This is a genomic window from Arcobacter sp. 15-2 (genome assembly GCF_047159865.1).
In the GTDB taxonomy this organism is placed as follows: Bacteria; Campylobacterota; Campylobacteria; order Campylobacterales; family Arcobacteraceae; genus JAIOSF01.
The window spans coordinates 119178-143043 of the sequence record NZ_AP038804.1; the positions used below are offsets into that span (position 1 = coordinate 119178).

Annotated in this window: 24 protein-coding genes and 1 tRNA gene; 18 read left to right on the plus strand and 7 right to left on the minus strand. The window is 28.8% G+C overall.

The annotated features are described in order from the left end of the window. Positions 1 to 83: 83 nt before the first annotated feature. The 9 genes from ACMCMH_RS00600 (at position 84) to ACMCMH_RS00640 (ending at position 9685) form a co-directional block, all read left to right on the plus strand. Positions 84 to 1016, plus strand: coding sequence for a metal ABC transporter solute-binding protein, Zn/Mn family (locus ACMCMH_RS00600; protein ID WP_412726049.1), 933 nt, complete (start codon positions 84 to 86; stop codon positions 1014 to 1016). Between the two features lie 102 nt (positions 1017 to 1118). Next, entirely contained in the window at positions 1119 to 1934 is an 816-nt protein-coding gene (locus ACMCMH_RS00605) for a metal ABC transporter ATP-binding protein (protein ID WP_412726051.1), read from the plus strand. Further along, positions 1928 to 2734: a metal ABC transporter permease gene (locus ACMCMH_RS00610; protein WP_412726053.1), complete on the plus strand. Its 807-nt coding sequence runs from the start codon at positions 1928 to 1930 to the stop codon at positions 2732 to 2734. Before ACMCMH_RS00605 ends, ACMCMH_RS00610 begins: the two co-directional genes overlap by 7 nt. Further along, positions 2731 to 4179 carry a nickel/cobalt transporter gene (locus ACMCMH_RS00615; RefSeq protein WP_412726055.1) on the plus strand — a complete coding sequence of 483 codons (1449 nt, stop codon included), beginning with the start codon at positions 2731 to 2733 and terminating at the stop codon, positions 4177 to 4179. Before ACMCMH_RS00610 ends, ACMCMH_RS00615 begins: the two co-directional genes overlap by 4 nt. 64 nt (positions 4180 to 4243) lie before the next feature. Continuing rightward, positions 4244 to 5797, plus strand: a complete 1554-nt coding sequence (locus tag ACMCMH_RS00620; RefSeq protein ID WP_412726057.1) for a SulP family inorganic anion transporter — start codon at positions 4244 to 4246, stop codon at positions 5795 to 5797. A gap of 70 nt (positions 5798 to 5867) precedes the next feature. Next, complete coding sequence (locus ACMCMH_RS00625; protein WP_412726059.1) at positions 5868 to 6515, plus strand: outer membrane protein assembly factor BamD; 648 nt, start codon at positions 5868 to 5870, stop codon at positions 6513 to 6515. Between the two features lie 29 nt (positions 6516 to 6544). Further along, positions 6545 to 8893: an endopeptidase La gene (gene lon, locus ACMCMH_RS00630; protein WP_412726061.1), complete on the plus strand. Its 2349-nt coding sequence runs from the start codon at positions 6545 to 6547 to the stop codon at positions 8891 to 8893. Between the two features lie 2 nt (positions 8894 to 8895). Continuing rightward, positions 8896 to 9171, plus strand: coding sequence for a hypothetical protein (locus tag ACMCMH_RS00635; protein WP_412726063.1), 276 nt, complete (start codon positions 8896 to 8898; stop codon positions 9169 to 9171). Next, positions 9158 to 9685, plus strand: a complete 528-nt coding sequence (locus ACMCMH_RS00640) for a rhomboid family intramembrane serine protease (RefSeq protein WP_412726065.1) — start codon at positions 9158 to 9160, stop codon at positions 9683 to 9685. Before ACMCMH_RS00635 ends, ACMCMH_RS00640 begins: the two co-directional genes overlap by 14 nt. Here the strand turns inward: ACMCMH_RS00640 and ACMCMH_RS00645 are convergent. From ACMCMH_RS00645 to ACMCMH_RS00655, 3 genes are read right to left on the minus strand one after another with little or no spacing between them, the layout of a single operon-like run. Then, positions 9673 to 10536 carry a hypothetical protein gene (locus ACMCMH_RS00645; RefSeq protein ID WP_412726067.1) on the minus strand — a complete coding sequence of 288 codons (864 nt, stop codon included), beginning with the start codon at positions 10534 to 10536 and terminating at the stop codon, positions 9673 to 9675. The two genes, ACMCMH_RS00640 and ACMCMH_RS00645, sit on opposite strands and share 13 nt — an antisense overlap. Beyond that, positions 10533 to 11486 carry a DUF697 domain-containing protein gene (locus tag ACMCMH_RS00650; RefSeq protein WP_412726069.1) on the minus strand — a complete coding sequence of 318 codons (954 nt, stop codon included), beginning with the start codon at positions 11484 to 11486 and terminating at the stop codon, positions 10533 to 10535. Before ACMCMH_RS00650 ends, ACMCMH_RS00645 begins: the two co-directional genes overlap by 4 nt. A gap of 6 nt (positions 11487 to 11492) precedes the next feature. Then, positions 11493 to 12512 (minus strand): aldo/keto reductase, encoded by a 1020-nt coding sequence (locus ACMCMH_RS00655; protein ID WP_412726071.1) that lies wholly within the window; start codon positions 12510 to 12512, stop codon positions 11493 to 11495. Positions 12513 to 12603: 91 nt separating this feature from the next. Between ACMCMH_RS00655 and ACMCMH_RS00660 the strand changes: the two genes are divergently transcribed. Further along, positions 12604 to 13161, plus strand: a complete 558-nt coding sequence (locus ACMCMH_RS00660) for a PhnA domain-containing protein (RefSeq protein ID WP_412726073.1) — start codon at positions 12604 to 12606, stop codon at positions 13159 to 13161. A gap of 10 nt (positions 13162 to 13171) precedes the next feature. On the opposite strand, the gene ACMCMH_RS00665 is transcribed toward ACMCMH_RS00660, so the two are convergent. The 4 genes from ACMCMH_RS00665 to panB are packed head-to-tail and all read right to left on the minus strand — an operon-like array spanning position 13172 to position 17747. After that, complete coding sequence (locus ACMCMH_RS00665; protein WP_412726075.1) at positions 13172 to 14014, minus strand: response regulator; 843 nt, start codon at positions 14012 to 14014, stop codon at positions 13172 to 13174. A gap of 1 nt (position 14015) precedes the next feature. Beyond that, entirely contained in the window at positions 14016 to 15047 is a 1032-nt protein-coding gene (gene ruvB / locus ACMCMH_RS00670) for a Holliday junction branch migration DNA helicase RuvB (RefSeq protein ID WP_412726077.1), read from the minus strand. Positions 15048 to 15103: 56 nt separating this feature from the next. After that, entirely contained in the window at positions 15104 to 16936 is a 1833-nt protein-coding gene (locus ACMCMH_RS00675; protein WP_412726079.1) for a GGDEF domain-containing protein, read from the minus strand. A gap of 13 nt (positions 16937 to 16949) precedes the next feature. Then, positions 16950 to 17747 carry a 3-methyl-2-oxobutanoate hydroxymethyltransferase gene (gene panB, locus ACMCMH_RS00680; protein ID WP_412726081.1) on the minus strand — a complete coding sequence of 266 codons (798 nt, stop codon included), beginning with the start codon at positions 17745 to 17747 and terminating at the stop codon, positions 16950 to 16952. Between the two features lie 90 nt (positions 17748 to 17837). On the opposite strand from panB, the gene trpA reads away from it, so the two are divergent. From trpA to ACMCMH_RS00720, 8 genes are all read left to right on the plus strand, one after another. Next, positions 17838 to 18578, plus strand: coding sequence for a tryptophan synthase subunit alpha (gene trpA, locus ACMCMH_RS00685; protein WP_412726083.1), 741 nt, complete (start codon positions 17838 to 17840; stop codon positions 18576 to 18578). A 42-nt stretch (positions 18579 to 18620) separates the two neighbouring features. Then, a tRNA-Glu gene (locus ACMCMH_RS00690) sits at positions 18621 to 18696 on the plus strand. 208 nt (positions 18697 to 18904) lie between these two features. Then, on the plus strand, positions 18905 to 20194 hold the full coding sequence (locus ACMCMH_RS00695) for a tyrosine-type recombinase/integrase (protein WP_412726085.1): 1290 nt from the start codon (positions 18905 to 18907) through the stop codon (positions 20192 to 20194). Continuing rightward, a complete protein-coding gene (locus ACMCMH_RS00700; RefSeq protein WP_412726087.1) occupies positions 20178 to 20981 on the plus strand; it encodes a hypothetical protein in 804 nt (267 codons plus the stop codon). Before ACMCMH_RS00695 ends, ACMCMH_RS00700 begins: the two co-directional genes overlap by 17 nt. Before the next feature lie 178 nt (positions 20982 to 21159). After that, entirely contained in the window at positions 21160 to 21366 is a 207-nt protein-coding gene (locus tag ACMCMH_RS00705) for a helix-turn-helix transcriptional regulator (RefSeq protein WP_412726089.1), read from the plus strand. After that, on the plus strand, positions 21366 to 21917 hold the full coding sequence (locus tag ACMCMH_RS00710; protein WP_412726091.1) for a hypothetical protein: 552 nt from the start codon (positions 21366 to 21368) through the stop codon (positions 21915 to 21917). Before ACMCMH_RS00705 ends, ACMCMH_RS00710 begins: the two co-directional genes overlap by 1 nt. Positions 21918 to 21920: 3 nt before the next feature. Then, positions 21921 to 22481 (plus strand): hypothetical protein, encoded by a 561-nt coding sequence (locus tag ACMCMH_RS00715; protein ID WP_412726093.1) that lies wholly within the window; start codon positions 21921 to 21923, stop codon positions 22479 to 22481. After that, positions 22468 to 23808 carry an AAA family ATPase gene (locus tag ACMCMH_RS00720; RefSeq protein WP_412726095.1) on the plus strand — a complete coding sequence of 447 codons (1341 nt, stop codon included), beginning with the start codon at positions 22468 to 22470 and terminating at the stop codon, positions 23806 to 23808. The genes ACMCMH_RS00715 and ACMCMH_RS00720 overlap by 14 nt, the downstream gene beginning before the upstream one ends. Positions 23809 to 23866: the final 58 nt, after the last annotated feature.

Consider the following 23866-nt stretch of genomic DNA (forward strand, 5'->3'; position numbering starts at 1 on the left):
TACTTTATGCAACTCAGTTGCATTTAAGAGACTATACTATAAACTACAAAAAATGTAACTAGATTGCAATAAAAAGGAAAAAAATGAAAAAATTATTAATGACTTTAGCCTTAGGTGCTACTTCATTTTTATATGCAAATGTAAATGCTATCGTAAGTATACTGCCACAACAAACTTTTTTAGAAAAAATTGGTGGAGATAAAGTAAATATTTCACTTATGGTACAACCAGGAAATTCACCACACTCTTATGAACCAAAACCATCTCAAATGAAAGATATTAGTAAAGCTGATGTTTATTTTTCAATTGGTGTTGAATTTGAAGATGTTTGGTTACCTAAATTTACAAATCAAAATAAAAATATGATTATAAGTAAAATGGATGATAGCATTACAAAAATAGAGATAGAAAAACATTCGCATCATGATCATGATGAGGAAAAAGATGATGATCATCATGAACATCATGAACACCATGATGACCATGATGAAGATGAAAAGCATAATGATCATGAAGAACATCATGACAACAAAGATCCGCATACTTGGCTAAGTCCATCAAATGTAAAAACAATGGCACATAATATTTTTAAAACTTTATCTACACTGGATAGTAAAAATAGTGCGTATTATCAAAAAAATCTTGATAATTTTTTAAGTGAAATAAATCAATTAGATTTAAATATAAAAAATATATTAAAAAACACTCCTAAACATAGTAAGTTTATGGTATTTCACCCATCTTGGGGATATTTTGCAAAAGAGTATCACTTAGAACAATTTGCTATAGAGTCTGGTGGTAAAAATCCAAAACCAAAACAAATAGCATATTTAATCGAAGAAGCAAAAGAGGAAAATGTAAAAGCAATATTTACAGCACCTGAATTTTCAACAAAAACCGCAAATCAAATAGCCAAAGAAGTTGGAGTTCCTGTTATAAAAATTAGTCCTCTAAATCCTAAATGGAATGAAAATCTACTTTCATTTGCTAAAGGTATCTCTGCTCAACATAAATAAGGAGTTATGCAACTTTAAGTTGCACTCCTCTTAAGATATACAATAACAATAAATGATTATTTCGATATAATAATCAAAAATACATAAAAGAAGTGATAATCAATGTCAATTATTGAGATAAAAAACCTTACATTTTCCTACGACAAGCAAATAATACTCGAAAACATCAATTTAAATGTTCAAAAACAAGACTTTCTGGCTATTATTGGTCCAAATGGTGGAGGCAAGTCTACACTATTAAAAGCCATTTTAGGTATCAATGAAATAAAAAAAGGTACTATTGAAATCTTAGGAGAAAAACCCTCCTTAAATCTTTCCAAGGTTGGTTATGTTCCACAAAATACAAACATTAATACTAACTTTCCTATTAAGGTTATTGAGGTTGTAATGATGGGGCATATACGAGATGAAAATGAAAAATCTAAAAGTAAAAATTTTCTTCATAAGTATTTTAAAATCGGATATAACGAATTTGAAAAATCTTGTGCGTTAAATGCACTTAAACAAGTTGGAATGGAAGAGTTTGCAAATAAAAAAATAGGAACACTCTCAGGTGGACAAAGACAAAGAGTTATGATAGCAAGAGCTCTTTGTAGTCATCCTTCTATATTACTCCTAGATGAACCAACAGCTAGTATTGATGTAAGTTGGCAAAAACAAATTTATGATTTACTCAAAGAATTAAATAAAACTATCACCATAATTGTAGTAAGTCATGATATATCTGTAATATTAAGTTACGCTTCAAAAGTTGCACACATCAATAAAATCATCACTTATCATGATATTTCAAATAAAGAAAATCAAATACAATCAAATCAAAATGATCATTTTTGTGAAGTTGAGATGCTTCAAATGTTTGGAGAAAATACACAAAAGGGAACATGTAGTAGTGATGAGGAGATTTGTACATGTTAGATATTTTACATTATGAATTTATTCAAAATGCTATAATAGCTGGATTATTAGTAAGTATTGCCTCAGGTATTATAGGTTCACTTATTGTTGTAAACCGTATGGTGTTTTTAGCGGGTGGTATCGCACATACATCTTATGGAGGTATTGGACTTGCTGTTTATTTTGGTCTTCCTATTTTTTTAGGAGCATCAGTATTTGCAGTTGGGGCGGCTTTGCTTATGGCTATAATTACACTCAACCAAAGAGATAAAATAGATACTTTTATAGGACTTATTTGGGCTGTTGGTATGGCTATAGGTATTATTTTTGTAGACTTAACACCAGGATACAATGTAGATCTTATGAGCTATTTATTTGGTTCGATTTTAGCAGTAAGTAATGATGATATTACTTATATGAGTATTCTGTTAATTGCAATTATTATAATAGTAACGCTATTTTATAGAGAAATATTAGCTGTATCGTATGATAGTGAATATGCAAACCTAAGAGGGATAAATGTAAAGTTTTTTTATACTTTAATACTCATATTATCTGCCCTTACTGTTGTAATTGCTATAAAAGTAGTAGGTCTTATTCTCGTAATTGCTTTATTGACTATACCTATTTATATAGCTGAAAAAGTTTCAACTTCTTTAGGTACTATGATGTTTGTATCTGGTGTCTTATCATCTGTATTTACACTTGTAGGTCTTTGGTTTTCATACCAATTTGATTTGACAAGTGGTGCGAGTATTATTTTAGTGAGTGCTTTTGGATTGACTTTATTTTTATTTACAACAAAAGTTTTAACTAAATGAAACAACTATTTCTTTTCTTTTTTTTATGTCAAAGTTATCTGCAAGCGTGTACTTTGTGTGCTACTGATATTCCACAGGTCTTAGTTGACACACAAATTACTTATGACAAAAATGAAACTCATTTTGAAGTGCATTGGGAGTTTCACAAAGAGTTTGTAAATTCTCTTACTCAATATGATCTTAATGAAAACACAGTATTTGAAAAAAATGAACAACTATTGATAAAAGATAGCTTAGTAAGTTATATTAAAGAGTTACATTTCCTTACTAATATAGAATACAAACACATCAAAAAACTCACCCAACCAAAATTTATAAAAAATATTACCCCTACATTTGAAGAACTAGAATTTATAAATAATACAATGATATATCATTTTAAATTTTCACTCCCATTTGTTTTAGAGAATACCAAACAACTCTATATCGAATACAATGATGAAAATGATAATTTTAATTTTAGTATTAGAGATATCACTTTAAATAACTACCCAAATGCTTATTCTTTAAACAAAAAACTTATTCATGCTAAAATATTGTTTGATGATCCTTCTGTACAATCAATAAAAACTCCTACAATCGCCAATAAAAATAAATCATCAGCCAAACTCGTAGAAACTAATCCTATTATTGAAAGTATAAAACAACCATCATATTTAGAATTATTATCACAAAAACTAAATGACCTAAAAGAGAGACTAAAAACAACACTTGTCGATATTAAAACTACAAATAGTTTTACTTCATTTATTTGGCTTCTGATTTTTTCTTTTGTATATGGAGTTTTACATGCTATTGGGCCAGGACATGGTAAAAGTTTAGTAAGTAGCTATTTCATCAATCAAAAAAAATCCTACTTAAAAGCTTTGAGTATCTCTACTATGATAGGAGTTGTGCATACTTTTAGCGCATTTTTATTAACACTTTTTGTATATTTTTCACTTGGTTTTATTTTTAATTCTGCACTTATCAATGTAGAACAAATGGCTACAAAAGTGAGTGCTATTATAATTATTGCCATTGCTATGTATTTATTATATAAAAAAATTAGAAAACCTAAACAAACTTTTTCATTTACTAATGGATCAAAACCATCTAGTATTTTATCACCGAAAGTAACACATACTCAAACTTTAAGTTGTGGTTGTAATTCTTGTAAAACTACTAGTACAGATTTAGGTGTGATACTAGCAGCAGGTATAGTCCCTTGTCCTGGGACAGTTACTATCTTTTTATTTACAATGAATTTAGGAATATATTTTGTTGGCTTCCTAAGTGCTTTAGTTATGAGTATCGGTATGAGTTTAATCATTTTTATCACTGCAATTATTAGTGTAAAAATACGAAAATCATCTTCACAAAATGCAGCGTTAATTAAAATTTTCGAATACTTAAGTTTAGTGATAATTTTTTCTTTAGGACTCTTCTTACTTTTAGTTTCATAAGTTTTACTAATTCTACTATTTAAGCTTATATATAGTATTTTGTTTTAAATAAAGGAGTTTAGCAATGAATTTACAGAAAAACTTATTTGGCGGTATTACGGCTGCTATTATTGCATTACCTTTAGGTTTAGCATTTGGAGTTGCAAGTGGATTAGGTCCAACTGCTGGAATTTATGGGGCAATTATCTTAGGTTTTTTTGCTTCACTTTTTGGAGGTACACCTACTCAAATATCTGGTCCAACTGGTCCTATGACAGTAGTTATGGCAAGTGCTGTTATAAGTCTTCAAGGTGATATTGGTATGATAGTTACAACTATTTTAGTTGCAGGACTATTTCAAATAGTATTTGGTCTTATTAAAATTGGTAAATTTGTTCAATATATTCCCTACCCTGTTATTTCTGGTTTTATGAGTGGTATTGGGATTATTATTATTATTTTACAGATAAATCCCTATTTAGGATTAGCAAGTGATGCTTCTGTAGTACATATTTTAGCTTCACTTCCTCAAAAATTTGCACATATAAATTATGATGCACTCACTATTGCAACCGCTACTCTTGTAATTATGTTTTTTACCCCTACTAAAATTACAAAAGTTATACCTGCACCCTTGATTGCACTATTGATTTTAACGCCATTGAGTGTTTATTTTGGTTTAACTCTTGATACTATTGGAGAGATACCCTCATCACTCCCCTCTTTTATCGTACCAAATTTTAGCCTAGATAATTACACAATTATTATCTCCCTTGGATTTACTTTGGCAGTTCTTGGTGCAATAGACACACTTCTGACATCTATAGTAGCTGATTCAATTACAGCAACTAAACACCAACCAAATAAAGAACTTATAGGTCAAGGGATAGGAAATTCAATCTGTGCGCTTTTTGGTGCTATTCCAGGTGCTGGTGCAACTATGAGGACGGTGATAAATGTCAAAAGTGGTGGTACTCATAAAATTTCAGGTATGTTTCATTCACTTGTACTTTTATCTATAGTACTTTTTTTAGCTCCACTTGCAGCACAAATACCAATGGCACTATTAGCAGGTATTTTAATCAAAGTAGGTATAGATATTTTAGACTATAGACTATTGTCTATTTTACGAAAAAGCCCAAAACATGATCTTATAGTTATGATAATTGTATTTTTCATTACTGTATTTTTTGATCTTATTAGTGCTGTTGCTGTTGGTATTGTTATGGCTTCTTTACTTATTGTATATAGAGTAACACAAGCTACAAAGATTTCACTTCAAGACAGCAAAAATCATGACCATATAAAAGAAGATGCACTCTTACTCAAAAAGAAAATTCGTGTTATAAAAATAGATGGTGCATTTTTCTTTGGTTCAAGTACAGCTTTTGAACAAAAAGCAAACGATATACTCGATACAAAAATAGTTATTATTGATATATATGATGTTCCTTTTATGGATCTTACTGCTATATTTACTCTTATGGATTTTGTATTGAAAATGAAGCAAGATGCTATAAAAGTGATCATTGTTTCAAAACAAACAGATGCGACGCAGTTGATCAAAATTGATAAAGAAAAAGTTTTTGATGGTGTATTATTTTATGATGATTTTTATAAATCTATCGAAGATATTTAATTAAATCCACATTTTTAACTTTCATTTTGGATTGATTAGATAAAATCTAGTTTTAAAGGAAAATAAGAAAATGAATAACAAAATTATAAAAATAGTTTTTATCGCATCTCTTGCGTATGTATTTACAGGATGTTCTAGTAAACAAACTGAAGAGTATAATAAACCAGCAATATACTGGTACAATAAGATGATTAAACAAATATCAAATTATCAGATAGATGCAGCTGATGATACTTTTACATCTTTGGAATCTGAGCATAGAAATTCACCTTTACTTCCAAGTGCTATAATGATTATTGCTGTAACACATATGGAAGAGGAAGAATATGCTATGGCAAACTACTATTTTGATGAATATTTAAAAAAATATAGTTTGAAAAAAAATGCAGATTTTATCAGATATTTAAAAATAAAATCTAATTTTTTAGCATTTAAAAATCAATTTAGAGAGCAAGAACTTCTTTCAAAAACAATTATCGCTTCAGATAACTTTATAAGTGATTATCCAAATTCACAATATATAAATCTTGTAAAAACAATTAAATCTAGACTACTTATGAGTAAAGCTATCTTTGACAAAGAGATTTCAGAACTCTATGAAAGAATAGAAAAACCAAAAGCACAAGAGTTTTATGCTCAAAAAGCAAGTGAAAACTGGAAAAATACAGATACCATCAAAAAAGTTGATGTACCTTGGTACAGAGCTATTTTTGAATAATATATTACAATAACAAAAGAGAGAGATAAATGAAATTAGCAGATTACGATAGTTTTCCCGATAGATTACCTATTTTAGTAGAAAATAGTATTTTTTTATATCCATTTATGATTGCACCAATTTTTATAGGTGATGAGCAAAACATAAATGCTGTAGAATATGCAATAGACAACAACAAACTTATAACAATAGCTGTAAGTAAAAATACAAAAGAGAAAAAAACAAACGAGTTTTATAATGTTGCTGTTGTTGGAAATATTATGAGAAAAATCACTCTTCCTGATGGTAGAATAAAAATTCTTTTTCAAGGTTTAGAAAAAGTTGAAATAAAAGAGATCGTAAACGGTTCACCTCTTATGGGTATTGTTGATATTTTACAAAATGCAGAATATGATGAAACAAAAACACCTGCGATTTTAGAGATATTAAAATCTACTATAAATAAACTTTCAAAACTCAATACAAAGTTTCCAATCGATTTAATCAAAACTATTGAAGAGAGTACTGAACCTGTAAGAATTGCAGATTTGGTTTCTTCTGTAATTCAAATTTCAAATGAAGAAGCGTACAATCTATTTAAAGAAAAGAATATCAACACACGATTGTTGCATATTATTGACCATATTAAAAAAGAGATTGAAAATTTCAAACTTAAAAATGAGATTAACAAACAAGTAAATGTCAAGCTTGACAAACATCAAAAAGAGTTTTATCTCAAAGAGCAGTTGCGAACTATTCAAAAAGAGTTAGGGACAGATAATGCTAAAGAGAAAGAGATAGCAGCATTTAAAAAACAACTTAAAAAGATTAAACCATTTATGCCAAAACTTGGATTTAAAGAGGTGAAAAAACAAATAGAAAAGCTAAATCGTCTCCATCCTGATAGTGGTGATGCATCTACTATTCAAACATATATAGAGCAAGTTTTAGAGATACCTTTTGATAAAAAATCGCTTGATAAAATAGAGGTAAAAGAAGTAGAAGATCAGCTCAATATTGACCACTATGCACTCAAAGAACCAAAAGATAGAATCATCGAATATTTTGCTGTGAAACAACTCAAAGAGGAAAGAAAAGTTCCGCTAGATAAAAACAACAGCACTGTTTTATGTTTTGTAGGACCTCCAGGAGTTGGAAAAACTTCACTTGCGAACTCTATTGCATCTGCTTTAAATAGACCTCTTGTACGAATAGCACTTGGTGGTATGGAAGATGTCAATGAACTCAGAGGTCATAGAAGAACTTATGTAGGTGCTATGCCTGGACGAATTGTACATGGACTAACAACAGCTAAAAAAATGAATCCTGTTATTGTACTAGATGAGATAGATAAACTCGGCGCAAACCATAGAGGTGATCCGAGTGCTGTTATGCTTGAAATCTTAGATCCTGAACAAAATCATGCCTTTAGAGACCTATATGTAAATTTTGACATCGATTTAAGTGATTGTATTTTTATAGCTACAGCAAATAATGCAGGAAGAATCCCAGCCCCACTTAGAGATAGAATGGAATTTATTCAAATGAGTAGTTACACACCAAATGAAAAATTTCACATAGCACAAAATTATTTAATTCCACAAGAGTTAAAAAAACATGGTTTGAAAAAAGCTGAAGTAAATTTAAGTAAACCAACTATTGAACTTATCATAGAAAAATTTACACGAGAAGCTGGTGTTAGAAACTTGCGAAGAGTATTTGGAAAACTTTATAGAAAAGCAGCAAAAGAGTTTATGTATGATAAAGAGTTATCAAAAGTAACTATCAACACAAAAAACTTAGAAGAATACTTAGACAATCCAGTATTTGAAATAGAACCAGCTGATAAACTCAACAGCGTAGGAGTTGTAAATGGTTTAGCGTGGACAAGTGTTGGTGGAGATGTACTCAAAATAGAAACTGCAAAATTTGCAGGAAAAGGGGCATTGACACTGACTGGAAATATGGGTGATGTGATGAAAGAGAGTGCGAAGATTGCACATAGTGTTGTAAAAGGTTTAATCGATAAGAAAAAACTAAAAAATGCCACATTTAAAACTCATGATATACATATGCATATTCCTGAAGGTGCTACACCTAAAGATGGTCCTAGTGCTGGTATTGCTATGAGTTTAGTTATCGCTTCTATTTTATCAAATAGAAAAATCGATTCAACACTTGCAATGACAGGAGAAGTAACTCTTACAGGAAAAGTTTTACCTATTGGGGGTCTCAAAGAAAAACTTATAGCTGCACATAAAGCAAAAATGAAACGAGTACTTATTCCTACAAAAAACTATCAAAGAGATTTAAAAGATATCCCTGATGAAGTAAAAGAAGATATTGAGATTATAGCAGTTGATAAAATTGAAGAGGTTTTAGAATACGGGTTAATTTAGAGATGGATAGAATCGAACATATTCAAGAGTTACAGTCAAAAAAATACAAACACCAACCACAACAAAGTACGGTACTTGGTAATTTTTATGCGATTGTAACTATTGTAACTGTTTGTATATCTATGCTTTATTATGTCAACTATATCCAACCAGCTCAAAAAGCAAAAATAGCACGAGAAGCCAAGATACAAAAACATCAAGAGTTTATCGATGCAAGAGCTAAACGAATTGCACTATCTCACAAATTAAATAAAAATGATTACAATGAAACAAAATAAAACTATCACCCTTACAAATATCATTATTTTAGCCAATATTATTATGTTTGGTATTCAAAATACTATACAAAATGGAGACTTGTTATACGGTCTAAATATCTACTTTTTTAAAGCGGAATTATATTACCAACTTTTTTCTACTATGTTTGTGCATGGAGGCATTGCTCATATTTTGATGAATATGGTTGTTTTATATCAGTTTGGTAATCTTATAGAAAGTGCTATTGGAATTCCTCGATATATATTATTGTATTTTGTAGGTGGAGTTTTAACCTCAATTGGTAGTTTAGTATATATGTATTATACAGGAAACTGGGCAAATCTTGTGGGTGCAAGTGGTGCTATATCTGTACTTTTAGGTTGGTTTGCCTTACGAGACAAATACCAACGACAAGGTATTATTATTTGGGTATTGCTAATATCCTTCGCACCCCTACTTTTAGGACTACCTATTGCTTGGTACGCACATCTTATAGGGTTTGCACTTGGTTGGATAATGGGTTATGTTTTATAACTCAAAAACAATTGATAAAAAACAAATCCTAAAACTATTATTCCTAAAGCTATATAATAATAAATATAGTTTTTCTTTTTGAACTCTTTAAATACAATTGTTTCACTTTTGTCTAAAAACTCATTTGCTTTTTGAAGAATAAGAATCATTTCATTATTAAATGACTCATCTTTATTTATGATCGATGTGTTCATTATGAAAAACAACTCATCTATATATCGTGTATGTTTGCAGATAATATTTTGTTGCTCTTTAGTATATTTTTTATAATTTGTACCGATGTTATTGATTATATTAATCGTTTGCTTATTTAGCTGAGTAACTGCTATTTGAAATTTTTGCATAGTTTTTACTATATGAGTTATGAATTGACTGAGTTGTTGAAGTTTTATTATCTCTTTATCTATTGTATATGAATAGTTTAAAACTTCATCATAATATTTATCAATCTCAGCTCTTTTATTTATAACTGTAAATTTCTTTTTCCAAACAATAGAAGATATTTCACAGAAATCTATTTTTGCAATTTCTTTTTCTTCATAATCAAAATTTTCTAATTGTGCCATTAAAGAACTATATTCAGCAATAGATGTATCTATAATCTCTTGTTTAACTTGTGCAAAAAGTTTTAGTTGTGTATTTACAGCTACTCTTTGCTCTTCTATTTTAGTGTTACTATTACTAATAATCTCTTTTATCTCTTCATTTTTATGTTTTATATATAAAAGATTTTCTTTAGGTTGTAATAGAGTTTTTTTTGCTATGTTTAGAAAATCATTAGTATCACTTAATACAGAATTAGCCTTATTTTTAAGTATATTATTGAGTGTTGTTATTTTTTTCTTTATCATTTAGATATCTTTGATTTAATAAATTTAAAGAATATTTTAACCATCTGTTTATATGTCTGCATAGAATTCTCAGAAGAGAAAGGTCTTGCACTTTGAACAAGTATATTTCCCACTCTTAAAAGCAACACACCATTTCCTATACCTTGAGCTACTTTTACGGATACACTAGAAAACAAACTATTTCCCAAAACTTCACTCACAGAATCATCACCATATTCCATAAGTGCAGATAAAGAGGCATTTTCTAAGATTTTTCTAAAAATCAATAAGGATGTAAAAATATTTGATTTATATCCATAGATAAAAAAAACTTTTTTCATCAGTTTTACTGAACTAAAAATAACAACCAAAGAATCTAAAGCAGACCCAGAAGATAAAGCAGTAAATAAAGCAACCTCTTTACTACTTTTGTAGGTTGCATCAATAGCTTTTTTATCTAAATCATCAAGAATAGTTTTTTTGATCTCTTCAAAAGGACTATGTATACTATTTAGTACAACTTGCTTTTTTAAGTTGATTGCACTTTGAGCTATTTTTTTATATGGATGATTGGTATAATGATCAAGAATAATCAATGATAGTTTTTTCTCTTCCTCATAATCACAACATCTTGATACTCTTTTTTGTATCAAAAATGCATTTTTTAGATTCATATAGTTTTTAATAGTGTATGCAACATAAACAAAAAATGCAAAAAATGCAATAAAATATAATGATATATATCCCAAAGCAAGTATCTCATTTTTACTCACAAGATCAAAATATGTTAAATATACATCCACACTAAAATTTATCAAAATAATAAGTAAAAAAGATAAAACCCCTATCAAAGTAAAAGTGAGATTTTTTTTTGTTTTTTTCTTATTGATAAATTTACCACTTTGTTTAATATGCTTTTTTTCTAGTTCTTGATTGAGTGTTGATAATTCATCTATTTGTAAATTTTTCAAATTTAATCATCCCATTGGGTACATAACTTCTGATTGTATCTCTTTGATTTTTTTCATTGTTTCATCATTCAAATTTATATCAAAGGCAGCAAATGATTCATCTAACTGTTCTAAGTTTCTTGCACCTATAATAGTTGAAGCAACAAACTCAAACTGTTTTGAATAGGCAACAGCTAAAGTAGTAGGTGATATACTTAACTCTTCTGCAATCTCTACATACTTCTGTGTGGCTAAAAGTGTTTTATCATTTAAAAATCTATGTGCCATCGCTTGAACTCTAGGATTTTTATTTGCCAAATATTCTGCAAATCGTGCAGACTTTGGATAAAATTTTCCATTATATTTTCCACTTAAAACACCACCTGCTATAGGTGAATACGGTAAGAGCGATATTTGTTCTTGTTTACAAACTTCAGCTAGTTCATCCAAAAATCGAGGGTTGTTTAATGAAAAGTTATTTTGAATTGATTCAAATCTACTTATACCTAGTCTTTTTGATGTTTCATTTGCTTTTGTTAAACCATAAGCACTATCATTTGAAGTACCTAGATAACGAACTTTTCCCTCTTGAACTAATTCATCAAAGGCTTTTAAAGATTCTTCAATAGGCACAATTGTATCAGGCCAATGCATCTGATACAGATCAATATAATCAGTCCCTAGTCTTTTTAAACTTCCCTCAACAGCCGTTTTTATATGAAATTTATCTATAGCTGTCATCCCATGTCGAATAGGTGGAACAAACCAACCACTAGCAGCTCCTGCTACTTTTGTAGCTAAAATAATTTTATCTCTTTGTTTCCCTTTCAGCCATTTTCCGATAATCTCTTCTGTAATTCCAGCATCTTTAGCATTTGGAGGAACAGGATACAATTCAGCTGTATCAAAAAAATTTATCCCTCTATCAACACTTTTATCCATAATAGCAAATGATTCTTTTTCATTGCTCCACGAACCAAAACTCATTGTACCTAAACAAATTGGTGTTACTCGTAATCCTGTACGACCGATATATCTATATTCCATTGTAATACCTTTTAACATTTATTAGCTATAATATCACATATCTTCTAAAGAAGATTTGATTTATAAAAATTAACTATAAGGCATAAAATATATGAGTTTACAAGAAAAACTAAACACTCGAAGTAATGGAGCATGTGAACTTTGTGGTTCAACAGAAGGTTTACTAGCTTACGAAGTTACACCATCTGATGGAAGCATCGATAAAACAATCCATATATGTTCAAAATGTAACGAACAATTAGCAGATATGAGTAATCTCGATGAAACTCACTGGCATTGTTTAAATGACTCTATGTGGAGTGAAGTTGAAGCTGTAAAAGTTATAGCATACAGAGTTTTAAAAACACTTAAAAATCAAGAAATGCTTGATATGATGTATTTAGAAGATGCAACAATTGCTTGGGCTGAAGAGGGTCTTTTTGAATCTGAAAATAAAGTGATACATAGAGATAGCAATGGAGTTATTTTAAATGCAGGTGATACAGTAAATATCATCAAAGATTTAGAAGTAAAAGGTGCTGGATTTACAGCAAAAAGAGGAACAGCCGTAAGAAATATATCTTTGCCTCATGATGATGCAGAGCATATCGAAGGTAGAGTAAATGGTGTAAAAATCATGATTCTTACACAGTTTCTTAAAAAAGCTTAATCTTATTATTTTAAAGAATATCTAAATAAAAGGTATAACCATCAACTAAGGCATCTTTCCCATAAAAAGGTGTCATAGTTACTTCTGTTTCAAACTTTCTTTCATTATTTGTTATAAGTGTATATTTAGCAATTACAGTTTTTTTTGTATGAATTGCACGCAACATCAATTTTTGAAAGCTTTCTTGTTCACAACTTTCACATTTTAAAATATCAATACTCTTTCCAATAATATCTTCGTTATATTGAAAAAATGCTTTAAATTTTGTAGAGAATGCTGTGATATTTCCATTTTTATCTGTTTGAAAATTGATAACCATTGTATCAACAATCGATTTTAAATAGATATTATGATTTTGAGCCATTTCTAATACTGTATTTAGTTCATCATTTTCTTTATCTGTTTGTGTTGTTTTTTGAACTAAATTTTTTGCTAGGTTTTCAATATTATTAATTCTTCTATAGTGTAGAACTAATTCAACAATTGTAACTGTTAATTCCTTAATTAAAATTGGTTTAGTTATATATTTATCAACATTTATATCTATAGCCTTTAATAAGTTATCGGAATCAGAATATGCACTTGTAACAATAGTAGGAAGCGATTTATTAAGTTTATTTATCTCTTTAATCATATCCAAGCCATTCATATTTGGCATATTTATATCTGTAACTACAATATCAATATCATCGATATTTTTCTTATAAAGTGCTAATCCATCTTTTCCATCAAACCCTACATAAACTTTTTTAAACAATTTATCCAAAATTTTTTTTGTCTGAGAAGATACAATGTTATCATCTTCTACATATAAAACAGTTATATGTTGTAGCTGTTTTGTATCAAGTTTCATCTTAAGTATTCTCCATAAAAAGTGATTTTTCATTTGTCTCTGATGGTGGTGATAATCGAAATAATTCATAACTTTTTACAGTAGCTATTCTTCCTCTAGCTGTTCTTTGAATATATCCATTTGCTAATAAATAAGGTTCAATTGCTTCTTCTAAAGTACCCTCATCTTCACTTAAAGCTGCCGCTATAGTATTGAGTCCCATAGGTTTGCCCTTATTTGAAAGAAGCAATTCTAAAAGTCTTAAATCCATCTCATCAAACCCTTTATCATTTATCCCTAATTCATCTAAAGCATACTGACATCTATGTAATTCAATCATATCTTCATCTTCCACTTCAGCAAAATCTCGTACTCTTTTCAAAAGTCTTAAAGCAACTCTAGGTGTTCCCCTACTTCGTCTAGCTATTTCAAAACTTGACTCTGTATTACTCTCTTTCTCAAGTTTGATAGAAGCTCTTTGTACTATTTTTGACAGTTCAGCATCATTGTAAAAATTTAATCTAAAATGCATTCCAAATCTATCTCTCAAAGGATTACTCAACATCCCTGCTCTTGTTGTTGCACCTATTAAAGTAAACCGAGGAAGATCAATTTGAACAGTTTGTGCAGCAGGTCCTGAACCTATGATGATATCAAGTCTAAAATCTTCCATAGCAGGATAAAGTATCTCTTCAATAGCTGGACTCAATCTATGAATCTCATCTATAAAAAGGATATCACCCTCTTCTAAATTTGTCAATATTGCAGCAAGATCACCACCTTTTTCAATTGTAGGGGCTGCTGTAACTTTTATATTTGTGTCCATTTGGTTTGCAATAATATGACTAAGTGTTGTTTTTCCTAGTCCTGGAGGTCCAAAGAGTAGAATATGATCTAATACCTCTTCTCTTTTTTTACAAGCTTTTATAAAAACCTGTAAGTTTTTTTTTATTTTTTCTTGACCAATATAATCATCCCAAATAGTTGGACGAAGGGTTACTTCATCACTACTATCTTCAAATGACATTTTTTCTAGCTCAACTATTCTTTCCAATAATATATCCTAATATTTTTACTTACTTTATCACAATAGATGATTAGTTTTCATTTTCATTGCATAATGCAATGATATTCCATACCTTCTTTATATCGAACCACTTGGTTTCTTCCATGGTGTTTCGCTTGATACAATGCTATATCTGTTTGTTTTACATATTTCCAGAAACTTTTATCTTTATTTGGAAATAGTGAAGTACCTATACTTACTGTTTTACTAAATGATTCACTTTGTGCCTGAATTTTTTGTTGAGAAAATGCTATTCTTATCTCTTCAGCTTTTCGTTGTAATTTTTCTTCAGTACAGTCTGTAAGTACAACAATAAACTCTTCTCCACCGAATCTTATAATAACATCAGTTGGGTCAACAACATCCATCAGAGTATTTGAGATAGTTTTAATAGCAATATCTCCAATATCATGACCATAGTTATCATTGATAAGTTTAAAGAAGTCAATATCAACCATCATCAAACCACAAGGAATATTTTTATATTTTCCATTATAAAGTTGTCCATCAATATATTTTTCTAAATATTTTCTATTATATAAATTAGTCAATGGATCTGTTTGTGCATTTTTTTCTAAAATCTGCATAAGTTTTTTACTTACAATTTCAGGTTTTGATGAACCAACATAGTCATTGATAAATGGTAGTAAACCTCGAATTCTATCATGTTCTTCTTGTGTATCTGTTACAATTGAAACTATAAAATCTAAATCATTTGAAATTGAATAAGGAACACAAATATAAAATTTATCAGTATTTTTACTGTGCTCACATACATTTTGAAATTGACATGAGTCAACCATAGTATTTGTTCTATCTGCTCTACAACCTTTTAAAACAGGATCACACACAATCTCTTGATTTACATACACGATATCAGTCGTTTTATTTGTTGTATCAGCTTCAAGAAAATTGAAGTTAGTAATATTGAATTTACTTATTAATACATGTGCAAATCTTTTGTAAACATCTTCGATTCTTTCATCATGTTCAATTGTTTTTCTAAAGTTATATATATCAGCAAGTCGGGTAACTGTATTTTGTACTTCAAGCATAGGATCTAAACTAGCATCAGATTTATGAGCTGTTAAGAAAATATTGATTTTTTTCTCTATAACAGAAAGATTATTTTGTAGCTTATTCATGTGTTCATTAATCCAATGAGCAACCTCTTTTGCCTCACCTTTATTAACTCCTAAAATTCGTGCAGAATAGTCACCTTTTTTAGCAGCTTTCATAACATCTTTTATGGATTTAAAAATTGCTAAATATGGTGTAATTAAATTTGTAACAAAAAATAAAATAATCAAAATCAAAATCAATGATATCACTGAAACATACATCATAATTTCTAAACTAGCATCTTTTAGATCATCCATTGTCATAACCATTGAAATAGCACCCAGAGTATTTCCCACTTGTGTTTCATGACAACTTAAACAATCAATTGAATTTGTTTGTTCTGCTTTATATGGTATAGTAATTCTATATGTACTATGTCCAAAAAAGTTTTCTTCGATAATATCAATAGTTTTACCAGTAGCTAATACCTCACTATCAATTTCATCTCTTACTATCTCTTTCCCTTTTCCATATTGTTTATTAACTTCGTCAGATCGAATAATCCACAAGTCATCAATATTAGAAAGATTTTTTGTTTCATTAATGTAAAAGTCTCTGTTTTCCATAATCCCATTGACCATATGTGCAGTCAATCCATTTTTAACACTTTGGGAGACAAGAGATGCTTTTGTTTTTGCACTGTTTATACCAAATTCTCGTAAATTTAATGCTATATTTATAATCATAGCAATAAACATAACTATCATAATAATAGCAATTGTAGAAATAACATTCTTTTTTGTATTCATATTCATTTCTCTTTCTTAATTAATATATTTCTTCGTCCGATGGAAATGTTTTATCATTTACATCTCTTACATATTCTTGAACACTTTTTTTAACCAATTGTGCACCATTTAAATATTTTCGAACAAACTTAGGTTTAAATTCATCAAAAAAGCCCAACATATCAGACCAAACTAAAACTTGACCATCTACATCAATACCAGCACCAATACCAATAATAGGAACACCAACTGCTTCGGTAATCAATTTCGCTGCATCTGGTTTTACTCCTTCAAGTACAATACAAAATGCTCCAGCTGCTTCTATAGCTTTTGCATCTTCAATTAATGACTGAATATTTTGAGAATCTTTTCCTTTTATTTTGTAACCACCCTCTACACGAAAGTTTTGAGGCATCAAACCAATATGTCCAACAACAGCAATTGAATTGTCAGTTAAATACTTCACAATATGTGCTTTATTTTTCCCACCTTCAATTTTCACTGCATCAGCTGATGTTTGTTGATATACTGCCATTGCATTTTCAAATGCAATTTTTTCATTCGTATAAGTTCCAAATGGCATATCACAAATAATAAAAGTATTTTTCGCTCCATTACACACAGCTTTCGTATGATAAATCATTTGTTCCATGGTGATACTTAAAGTATCATTTTTACCACCAAAACTCATGTTTAAACTATCACCTACTAAAATAAAATCGACTTCACCATCAAATAATTTAGCAAATAAAGCGTCGTATGCAGTAATCATACTTAATTTTCTATTGCCTTTTGCATTAATGATGGAGGATATAGTTTGCTTTTTAAATTGTTGCATAGTACCTCTTTTATCTATTATAAACATGTTATAAAATTTATGCTAAGATTATATCTAAAGAAAATAAAATTTATTATAATTAGGACAAATATGAAAAAATTAGTTGGATTTATAACATCTTCTCTACCAGAAAATAATTTTACCGTAGATTTAGCACTTCAAATGAAAGAAGCAGGAGTAGATACACTAGAACTGGGAATACCATTTTCAGACCCAGTTGCGGATGGTCCTGTTATAGAAAAAGCAAGTTTAATAGCACTTCAAAATGGATTTAAATTATCTGATTTATTTGAAGTTACAAATAAAATTGCACCATATATGGATACTTTGTGGATGGGTTATATGAATCCATACTTCCATTATGGTATGGAGAAATTTCTACAAAAAGGGAAAGAGTTAAATATCCAAGGTTCTATTATTCCTGATCTTCCTTATGAAGAAGCAAAAAGATATAAAGAATTATTTCTAAAATATGATCAGTCACTTATAGATTTTGTTGCCCCTACTGATAGTATAGAAAGAATTAAACAACTTACTCAAAATAGTACTAAATTTATCTATATGGTTGCTTACGCTGGGATTACAGGAAGTGGAACAAGTGAAGATTTGTCAACTATAATATCAACAGTCAAAGAAAATACATCAACACCATTATATATAGGATTTGGAGTAGATGAAAATACTGCTAAAGAAAAAGCCCAAGGGGTAGATGGTGTGATTGTAGGAAGTGCTTTTGTAAAACATCTTATTGATGACAGTTTAAGTTACAATGAAAAAACTTCAAAAATTCTTGCAATAGCAAAAAAAATAAAAGAAGAGATCAATAGTTAAGAGGTTTTCAAACAACCTTTTACTATAATTCCATTTTTAATTGACCCCGTCGTCTAGTGGCCAAGGACGAAAGGACTTCATCCTTTAAACGCAGGTTCAAATCCTGCTGGGGTCGCCATTAGTTAATCTAACACAATCCAACAAAACCCATTAAACCCCTTGAAATACTATCTTTAATAAGGTATAATAGCCTAAGTTAATCTAATACGATGTAACTAAAACTATCATTTTAAGTTACATTATAAGTTACATTTTTACTTTTTTTGGTTCAAGGTCACTATTTTTTATATACCGATGTAACTAAAATATAAATAAAGGTTTTAAATATGGCAAGAACAGTAACCCCATTGAATAATAATAAAATACTAAATGCAAAACCAAAAGATAAAAACTATACTTTATCAGATGGGCAAGGATTACAATTATTAATCAAGCCAAATGGTAGTAAATTATGGGAGTTTTATTATATCAGTCATACTACATCAAAAAGAAGAAAAACTTCATTCGGAACTTATCCAACTGTAAAACTTACAAATGCAAGAACTAAAAGAGCTGAATATCAACAACTTATTTTAAATGGTATCGACCCTATTGATTATTTTAAAGGGTTAAAAGAACAACTCAAAGAACTTGAACAAAATAAAAGTAATACAATAGAAAAAGTATCTAATAAATTCTTTGAACTTGAACAAAATAATAGAAGATTAAAAACAGAAACAATAATATTATCAAAACAAAGACTAGAAAATCACTTCACAAATTACTTACCAAAAAAAGAACAAACTTTGATTACAGATATTTCATATACTTCTACTATTAAGATATTAGAAAAGTTAGAAAATGTAAATAAATTGGAAACTTTGGCAAGGATAAAAGGAATTATTATAAAAATATTTAAGTTTGCATATACAGAAGATATTATCAAAGATACTGAAATCTTTGGTAAATTGGAACTTAAAACATTTAAAGCAAAAAACGAAGTACGAAACAACCCTACTCTAACAAATGAAAAAGATATACAAAAAATCTACAATGATATATTGAACTATAAAAACATAATAGTTAAATACTTACTTATCTTTACCATTCATACAGCACAACGGCAAGGTAGTATCATAAAAACAAAGTGGGCTGATATAGATTTTAAAAATAAAATTTGGATAATTTCTAAAGATAATATGAAAATGAAAAAGGAGCATACTTTACCATTAAGTGATGTAATGATAAAACATCTAAAAGAATTTAAAAAACTTACTGGATATGGAGAGTATCTTTTCCCAAATAGTCAAATAAATGCGACACGAAACAAATACCCACATATAAGCAATAATACTGTTACAAAAGCTTTAAGAGTTATGGGTTACACAAAAGAACAACAAACAGCCCACGGCTTTAGAGCTATGTTTAAAACAGTATGTAAAGAGAATCAAGAAGAACATAATCTAAAAAATGAATTTGTAGAGAGAGTTCTAGCCCATAAAGTAGATGGAACTGTAGAGGGTGCATATAATAGAAGTGATAGTATTGAAGATATGAGAATTATTGTTAATTGGTGGAGTAATTATATTGTTTCTTTGTTAAAGGTAGACGAGGTTAAAAATGACTTATCCTCTTAATGAATTAAATAATTTTTTAAATGATACAGTAGAAGATACAGACGACTTAGTAAAAGATTTTATATCGGATGAAAATATTTTGGTATTAAAAGATTATATAGTTTATTTTGTTGATATACCGAAAGAAAATTTAATTGAAGTATTTGAGCAGTTATGTACATTAATTATAAAATTTCAAGAAAATAGTGATTCTTGGAATCTTGATAAATACTTGTTGACAGGAAAACACGAAACTTTAATTGAAATGAGAAATGAAGATATGGAAATATCAAAAATAAAAACTAGAGAACTTTATAAAGATATTAGTGATGAAAAATTAACAGAACTAATAAAAAGTAAAGAAGATGAAATAATTCAGAAATATCAAAAAAAAATTGAAAAACTAAAAGGTAAAAAACCAAGTGTCCAAATAAAAAAAGATATTAAAATACTTAATGATTCTTTGAATAAAACGAAACTGGTACAAGATATGATAATTAGATTATATGGTAGTAGACATAGAGAAACGGAAGAAGTACAATTTTTAAATATACCAAAAGCAGTTTACAAAACATATTATGCAAATGAAGAATCATTATTAAATACACAAAAAATGATTAAAGACTTAAAAAATGAAGAATTTTCTATCATATCTTATATGAAGTACACTTCACTAAAAAGAACAAAAGAACCTTTGAAAAAGTACTTGAAAGATGTACGAGCCAAATATAAACTGAAAAATGTTTCTCAAATTGAAAATGAAATGATTTCATCTTTTTCTCAAAATAGATTTGTTTTCGATAATTAAATCTTAACAAAGAGGTACTAGAAATCATCACCTCTTTGATATTCCTTAATCCAAAAATTCCCCTACAATTCTTTTAATCTAACGACGGTTAGGGTGTATCATTAAAATTCAAATGATGATATTTTAATAGCTATTAAATCCTATCTACTTAAAGGTATAAAGTAGGAAAGATTTTAAAATGAGTAAAGTAGAATATGCAGAAATGCAACAAAAAAAATTATATCGTGCTAAAGAATTAGCGAAATATTTAGGTATTGGATTATCCACAGTCTGGTTATATTCAAAACAGAAAAAGATAACAGCAATTTCTCTAAGTCCAAGAGTAACAGTCTTTGATATAAATGAAGTAAACAAAGTATTTAATCTTAATATGGTTGGTGCATAATGATATTAGATATGAGAAATGTATCTACAGAACCGATACAAAATGATAATACAAAAGAGATGCTAAGTACTCTGAAAAGTACATATTTAAGTGATAGAAATAATGTAAAAGCATTATTGGAAAGCTATGGATATAGTATAAATAAATTATTTCAGTTTGCACATGATAAGAGCTTAGTGATAAGTGATAATTGTTATATTAAACAGTTTGGAAGTATTAAAGATGGTTTTGATGGAGGTGACTGTATTGATTATTTGATAGCAACACAAAACAAAAGTTTTAAAGATGTAGTAAATGAAGTTTATTCTTTTTTTAATGGAAATAACCTTTTGTCAGTCAAAGCAATACAGAAACAATCAAAGCAAAAGCCAAAAAAAGATTTAACAAATATCTATAATCAGATGAAAAAGAATCCTATTCCTAAAGGACTTGTATCAGAGTTGATTAATCCAACTTTTTTAAGTCAATGCGAAAATATACAAGAAGTGTTAAAAGATGTAATAGTGTATGACAAATACAATAAGTGTTTAGCAATAGTGATAAAAGGGTAAATGATGGAAATTAAATCAATACTCATAAAAGAAGTTGTTGCAAAAGATGGAAACAAAATCAAATGGTTCACTCATGGTTCAAAAAAGTACATCTCTATTAATATAAAAGATGATGCACAAATAGTATTCATACTTAATGGAAATAAAGAATATCTGTTAAGTAGAGCTTTACATCTTGATGCCGTGATATTTCAATCAGATAGTATTATATTAGGATTAAGTCGTAATGAACAATTACAAGAATTACAAGAAAAAACAAAAGATAAAATTGTTGTGGTATTACTTGAAAATGATGAAAGCAGTTTATCGACATTAGTTCCATTGGAAGAAAATCTAACTACTTGTAAATATCTGATACCTATAAAAATAGAAGATTTATATCTTAATTATTCACTAAGAAAAAATGAACAAATTACTATATTAAAAAATGGTACAGATGTAATTAATTTTATAAATCATGTAAAAGACAAAGATGAGTTTATACTTACTTTGAAAGATGTCATCAAAGGTAAACTTAGAAATTTAAAAATAAAAGATGGGAGCTTAGAAAATGGAAGCTTTTAATAATATTGAAAATGAATTAAGTGGTAATAAAAAAACCTTATCAGTACCAAAAAATGATACTAATAAGGATATAAAAAAAGTTGATAGCATTATAGCTGAAAATGATAGTAATATCAATGGATTTAATCAAGCTATTGAACCCTTAAAACCAAAGATTAATAGACAAAAAGGGATGAATAGACTAGTAAAACTTAGTGATTTTATAGAAGTGATAAATCCTAATGAGTGGAGAATAAAAGGAATAATTCCCAAAGAGGGACTGGTGGAGGGCTATGGTTCTAGTGGTTCATATAAAAGTTTTATTTTTTTAGATATGGGTTTTTGTGTTGCAAGTGGTATTTCATGGCAAGGGTTTGAAGTTATGCAAGGTGCAGTTCTTTATATAGCAGGTGAAGCACCTCAAGGAGTAAAAAAAAGATTAAAAGGACTTAGTATTCATTATGATATAAAAGAGCTTGATTTTGCAATTTTACCAATGCCAACCAACTTGATGGATGAGAATGAAATTATACTTTTATCGAATGAGATTAAAGAATTATATCCGAATGGTATGGCTATGATTATATTTGACACCCTACATAGAAATAGTACAGGGAGCAATGAAAATAGTGCGGAAGATTGGGGAATAATATTAGGAATGATTGATAAGTATATAAGACCTATTGTTGAAAATATTATATGGATTCATCATAGTGGAACTCAAGAACAGGGAAGAAGTAGAGGAACAAACTCACGATATGCAAGTGCTGATGTAAGTATAAGAATTGAAAAATCAGAAACTTTAATTGCTAAAGTTATAAATGATAAACAAAAAGAAAGTGAAGAGTTTAGCAATATGCACTTTGATATGAAAATTCAAGATATTGGAATACTTGATGAAGATGGTAAAAACATAACAACTTTAGTTCCAATAATAAATAATGATACTGTAGGTACTTCACTTAACAATAAATCAATTTTAAGTCTTGAGCATAATAACTTATTAGGAAGTTTAAGACTTTCTATAAAAACGAATGGATTATCTATTCCTGAAGAGCTTAAAAATAGAGAAAGCATTTCAGATGGTAAGTGTATAAATGTAAAAGATTGGAGAGATGAAGCTTTTAAAGTGCTTACTTCAAGTGGCGATATAGATGAGAAAAAACAGTTGGAAGCAAAAAGAAAAAAATTCACTAGATACAAAAAAGAGTTAATTAATAAAGGAAAAATTATTGAATATGATAATTTAGTATTGATTATAGATGATTGTATTTATAGACATAGGACAGATGGACAGGACAGGACAGGACAAAATAGGACAATGTCCACGATGTCAATACATAGTTAAAACGGACAGACAGGACATATACCTATAGGTATGTCCATATGTCCGTTAATGATGAGAG

Bases quoted from the DNA above. Each gene is read 5' to 3' on its own strand.
- ACMCMH_RS00615 (WP_412726055.1), top strand. From the start codon at position 2,731: ATGAAACAACTATTTCTTTTCTTTTTTTTATGTCAAAGTTATCTGCAA.
- ACMCMH_RS00675 (WP_412726079.1), bottom strand. From the start codon at position 16,936: ATGAATATGAATACAAAAAAGAATGTTATTTCTACAATTGCTATTATT.
- lon (WP_412726061.1), top strand. From the start codon at position 6,545: ATGAAATTAGCAGATTACGATAGTTTTCCCGATAGATTACCTATTTTA.
- ACMCMH_RS00625 (WP_412726059.1), top strand. From the start codon at position 5,868: ATGAATAACAAAATTATAAAAATAGTTTTTATCGCATCTCTTGCGTAT.
- ACMCMH_RS00715 (WP_412726093.1), top strand. From the start codon at position 21,921: ATGGAAATTAAATCAATACTCATAAAAGAAGTTGTTGCAAAAGATGGA.
- trpA (WP_412726083.1), top strand. From the start codon at position 17,838: ATGAAAAAATTAGTTGGATTTATAACATCTTCTCTACCAGAAAATAAT.
- ACMCMH_RS00700 (WP_412726087.1), top strand. From the start codon at position 20,178: ATGACTTATCCTCTTAATGAATTAAATAATTTTTTAAATGATACAGTA.
- ACMCMH_RS00695 (WP_412726085.1), top strand. From the start codon at position 18,905: ATGGCAAGAACAGTAACCCCATTGAATAATAATAAAATACTAAATGCA.
- ACMCMH_RS00710 (WP_412726091.1), top strand. From the start codon at position 21,366: ATGATATTAGATATGAGAAATGTATCTACAGAACCGATACAAAATGAT.
- ACMCMH_RS00640 (WP_412726065.1), top strand. From the start codon at position 9,158: ATGAAACAAAATAAAACTATCACCCTTACAAATATCATTATTTTAGCC.
- ACMCMH_RS00705 (WP_412726089.1), top strand. From the start codon at position 21,160: ATGAGTAAAGTAGAATATGCAGAAATGCAACAAAAAAAATTATATCGT.
- ACMCMH_RS00660 (WP_412726073.1), top strand. From the start codon at position 12,604: ATGAGTTTACAAGAAAAACTAAACACTCGAAGTAATGGAGCATGTGAA.
- ACMCMH_RS00655 (WP_412726071.1), bottom strand. From the start codon at position 12,512: ATGGAATATAGATATATCGGTCGTACAGGATTACGAGTAACACCAATT.
- ACMCMH_RS00600 (WP_412726049.1), top strand. From the start codon at position 84: ATGAAAAAATTATTAATGACTTTAGCCTTAGGTGCTACTTCATTTTTA.
- ACMCMH_RS00645 (WP_412726067.1), bottom strand. From the start codon at position 10,536: ATGATAAAGAAAAAAATAACAACACTCAATAATATACTTAAAAATAAG.
- panB (WP_412726081.1), bottom strand. From the start codon at position 17,747: ATGCAACAATTTAAAAAGCAAACTATATCCTCCATCATTAATGCAAAA.
- ACMCMH_RS00720 (WP_412726095.1), top strand. From the start codon at position 22,468: ATGGAAGCTTTTAATAATATTGAAAATGAATTAAGTGGTAATAAAAAA.
- ACMCMH_RS00665 (WP_412726075.1), bottom strand. From the start codon at position 14,014: ATGAAACTTGATACAAAACAGCTACAACATATAACTGTTTTATATGTA.
- ACMCMH_RS00620 (WP_412726057.1), top strand. From the start codon at position 4,244: ATGAATTTACAGAAAAACTTATTTGGCGGTATTACGGCTGCTATTATT.
- ACMCMH_RS00635 (WP_412726063.1), top strand. From the start codon at position 8,896: ATGGATAGAATCGAACATATTCAAGAGTTACAGTCAAAAAAATACAAA.
- ACMCMH_RS00610 (WP_412726053.1), top strand. From the start codon at position 1,928: ATGTTAGATATTTTACATTATGAATTTATTCAAAATGCTATAATAGCT.
- ACMCMH_RS00605 (WP_412726051.1), top strand. From the start codon at position 1,119: ATGTCAATTATTGAGATAAAAAACCTTACATTTTCCTACGACAAGCAA.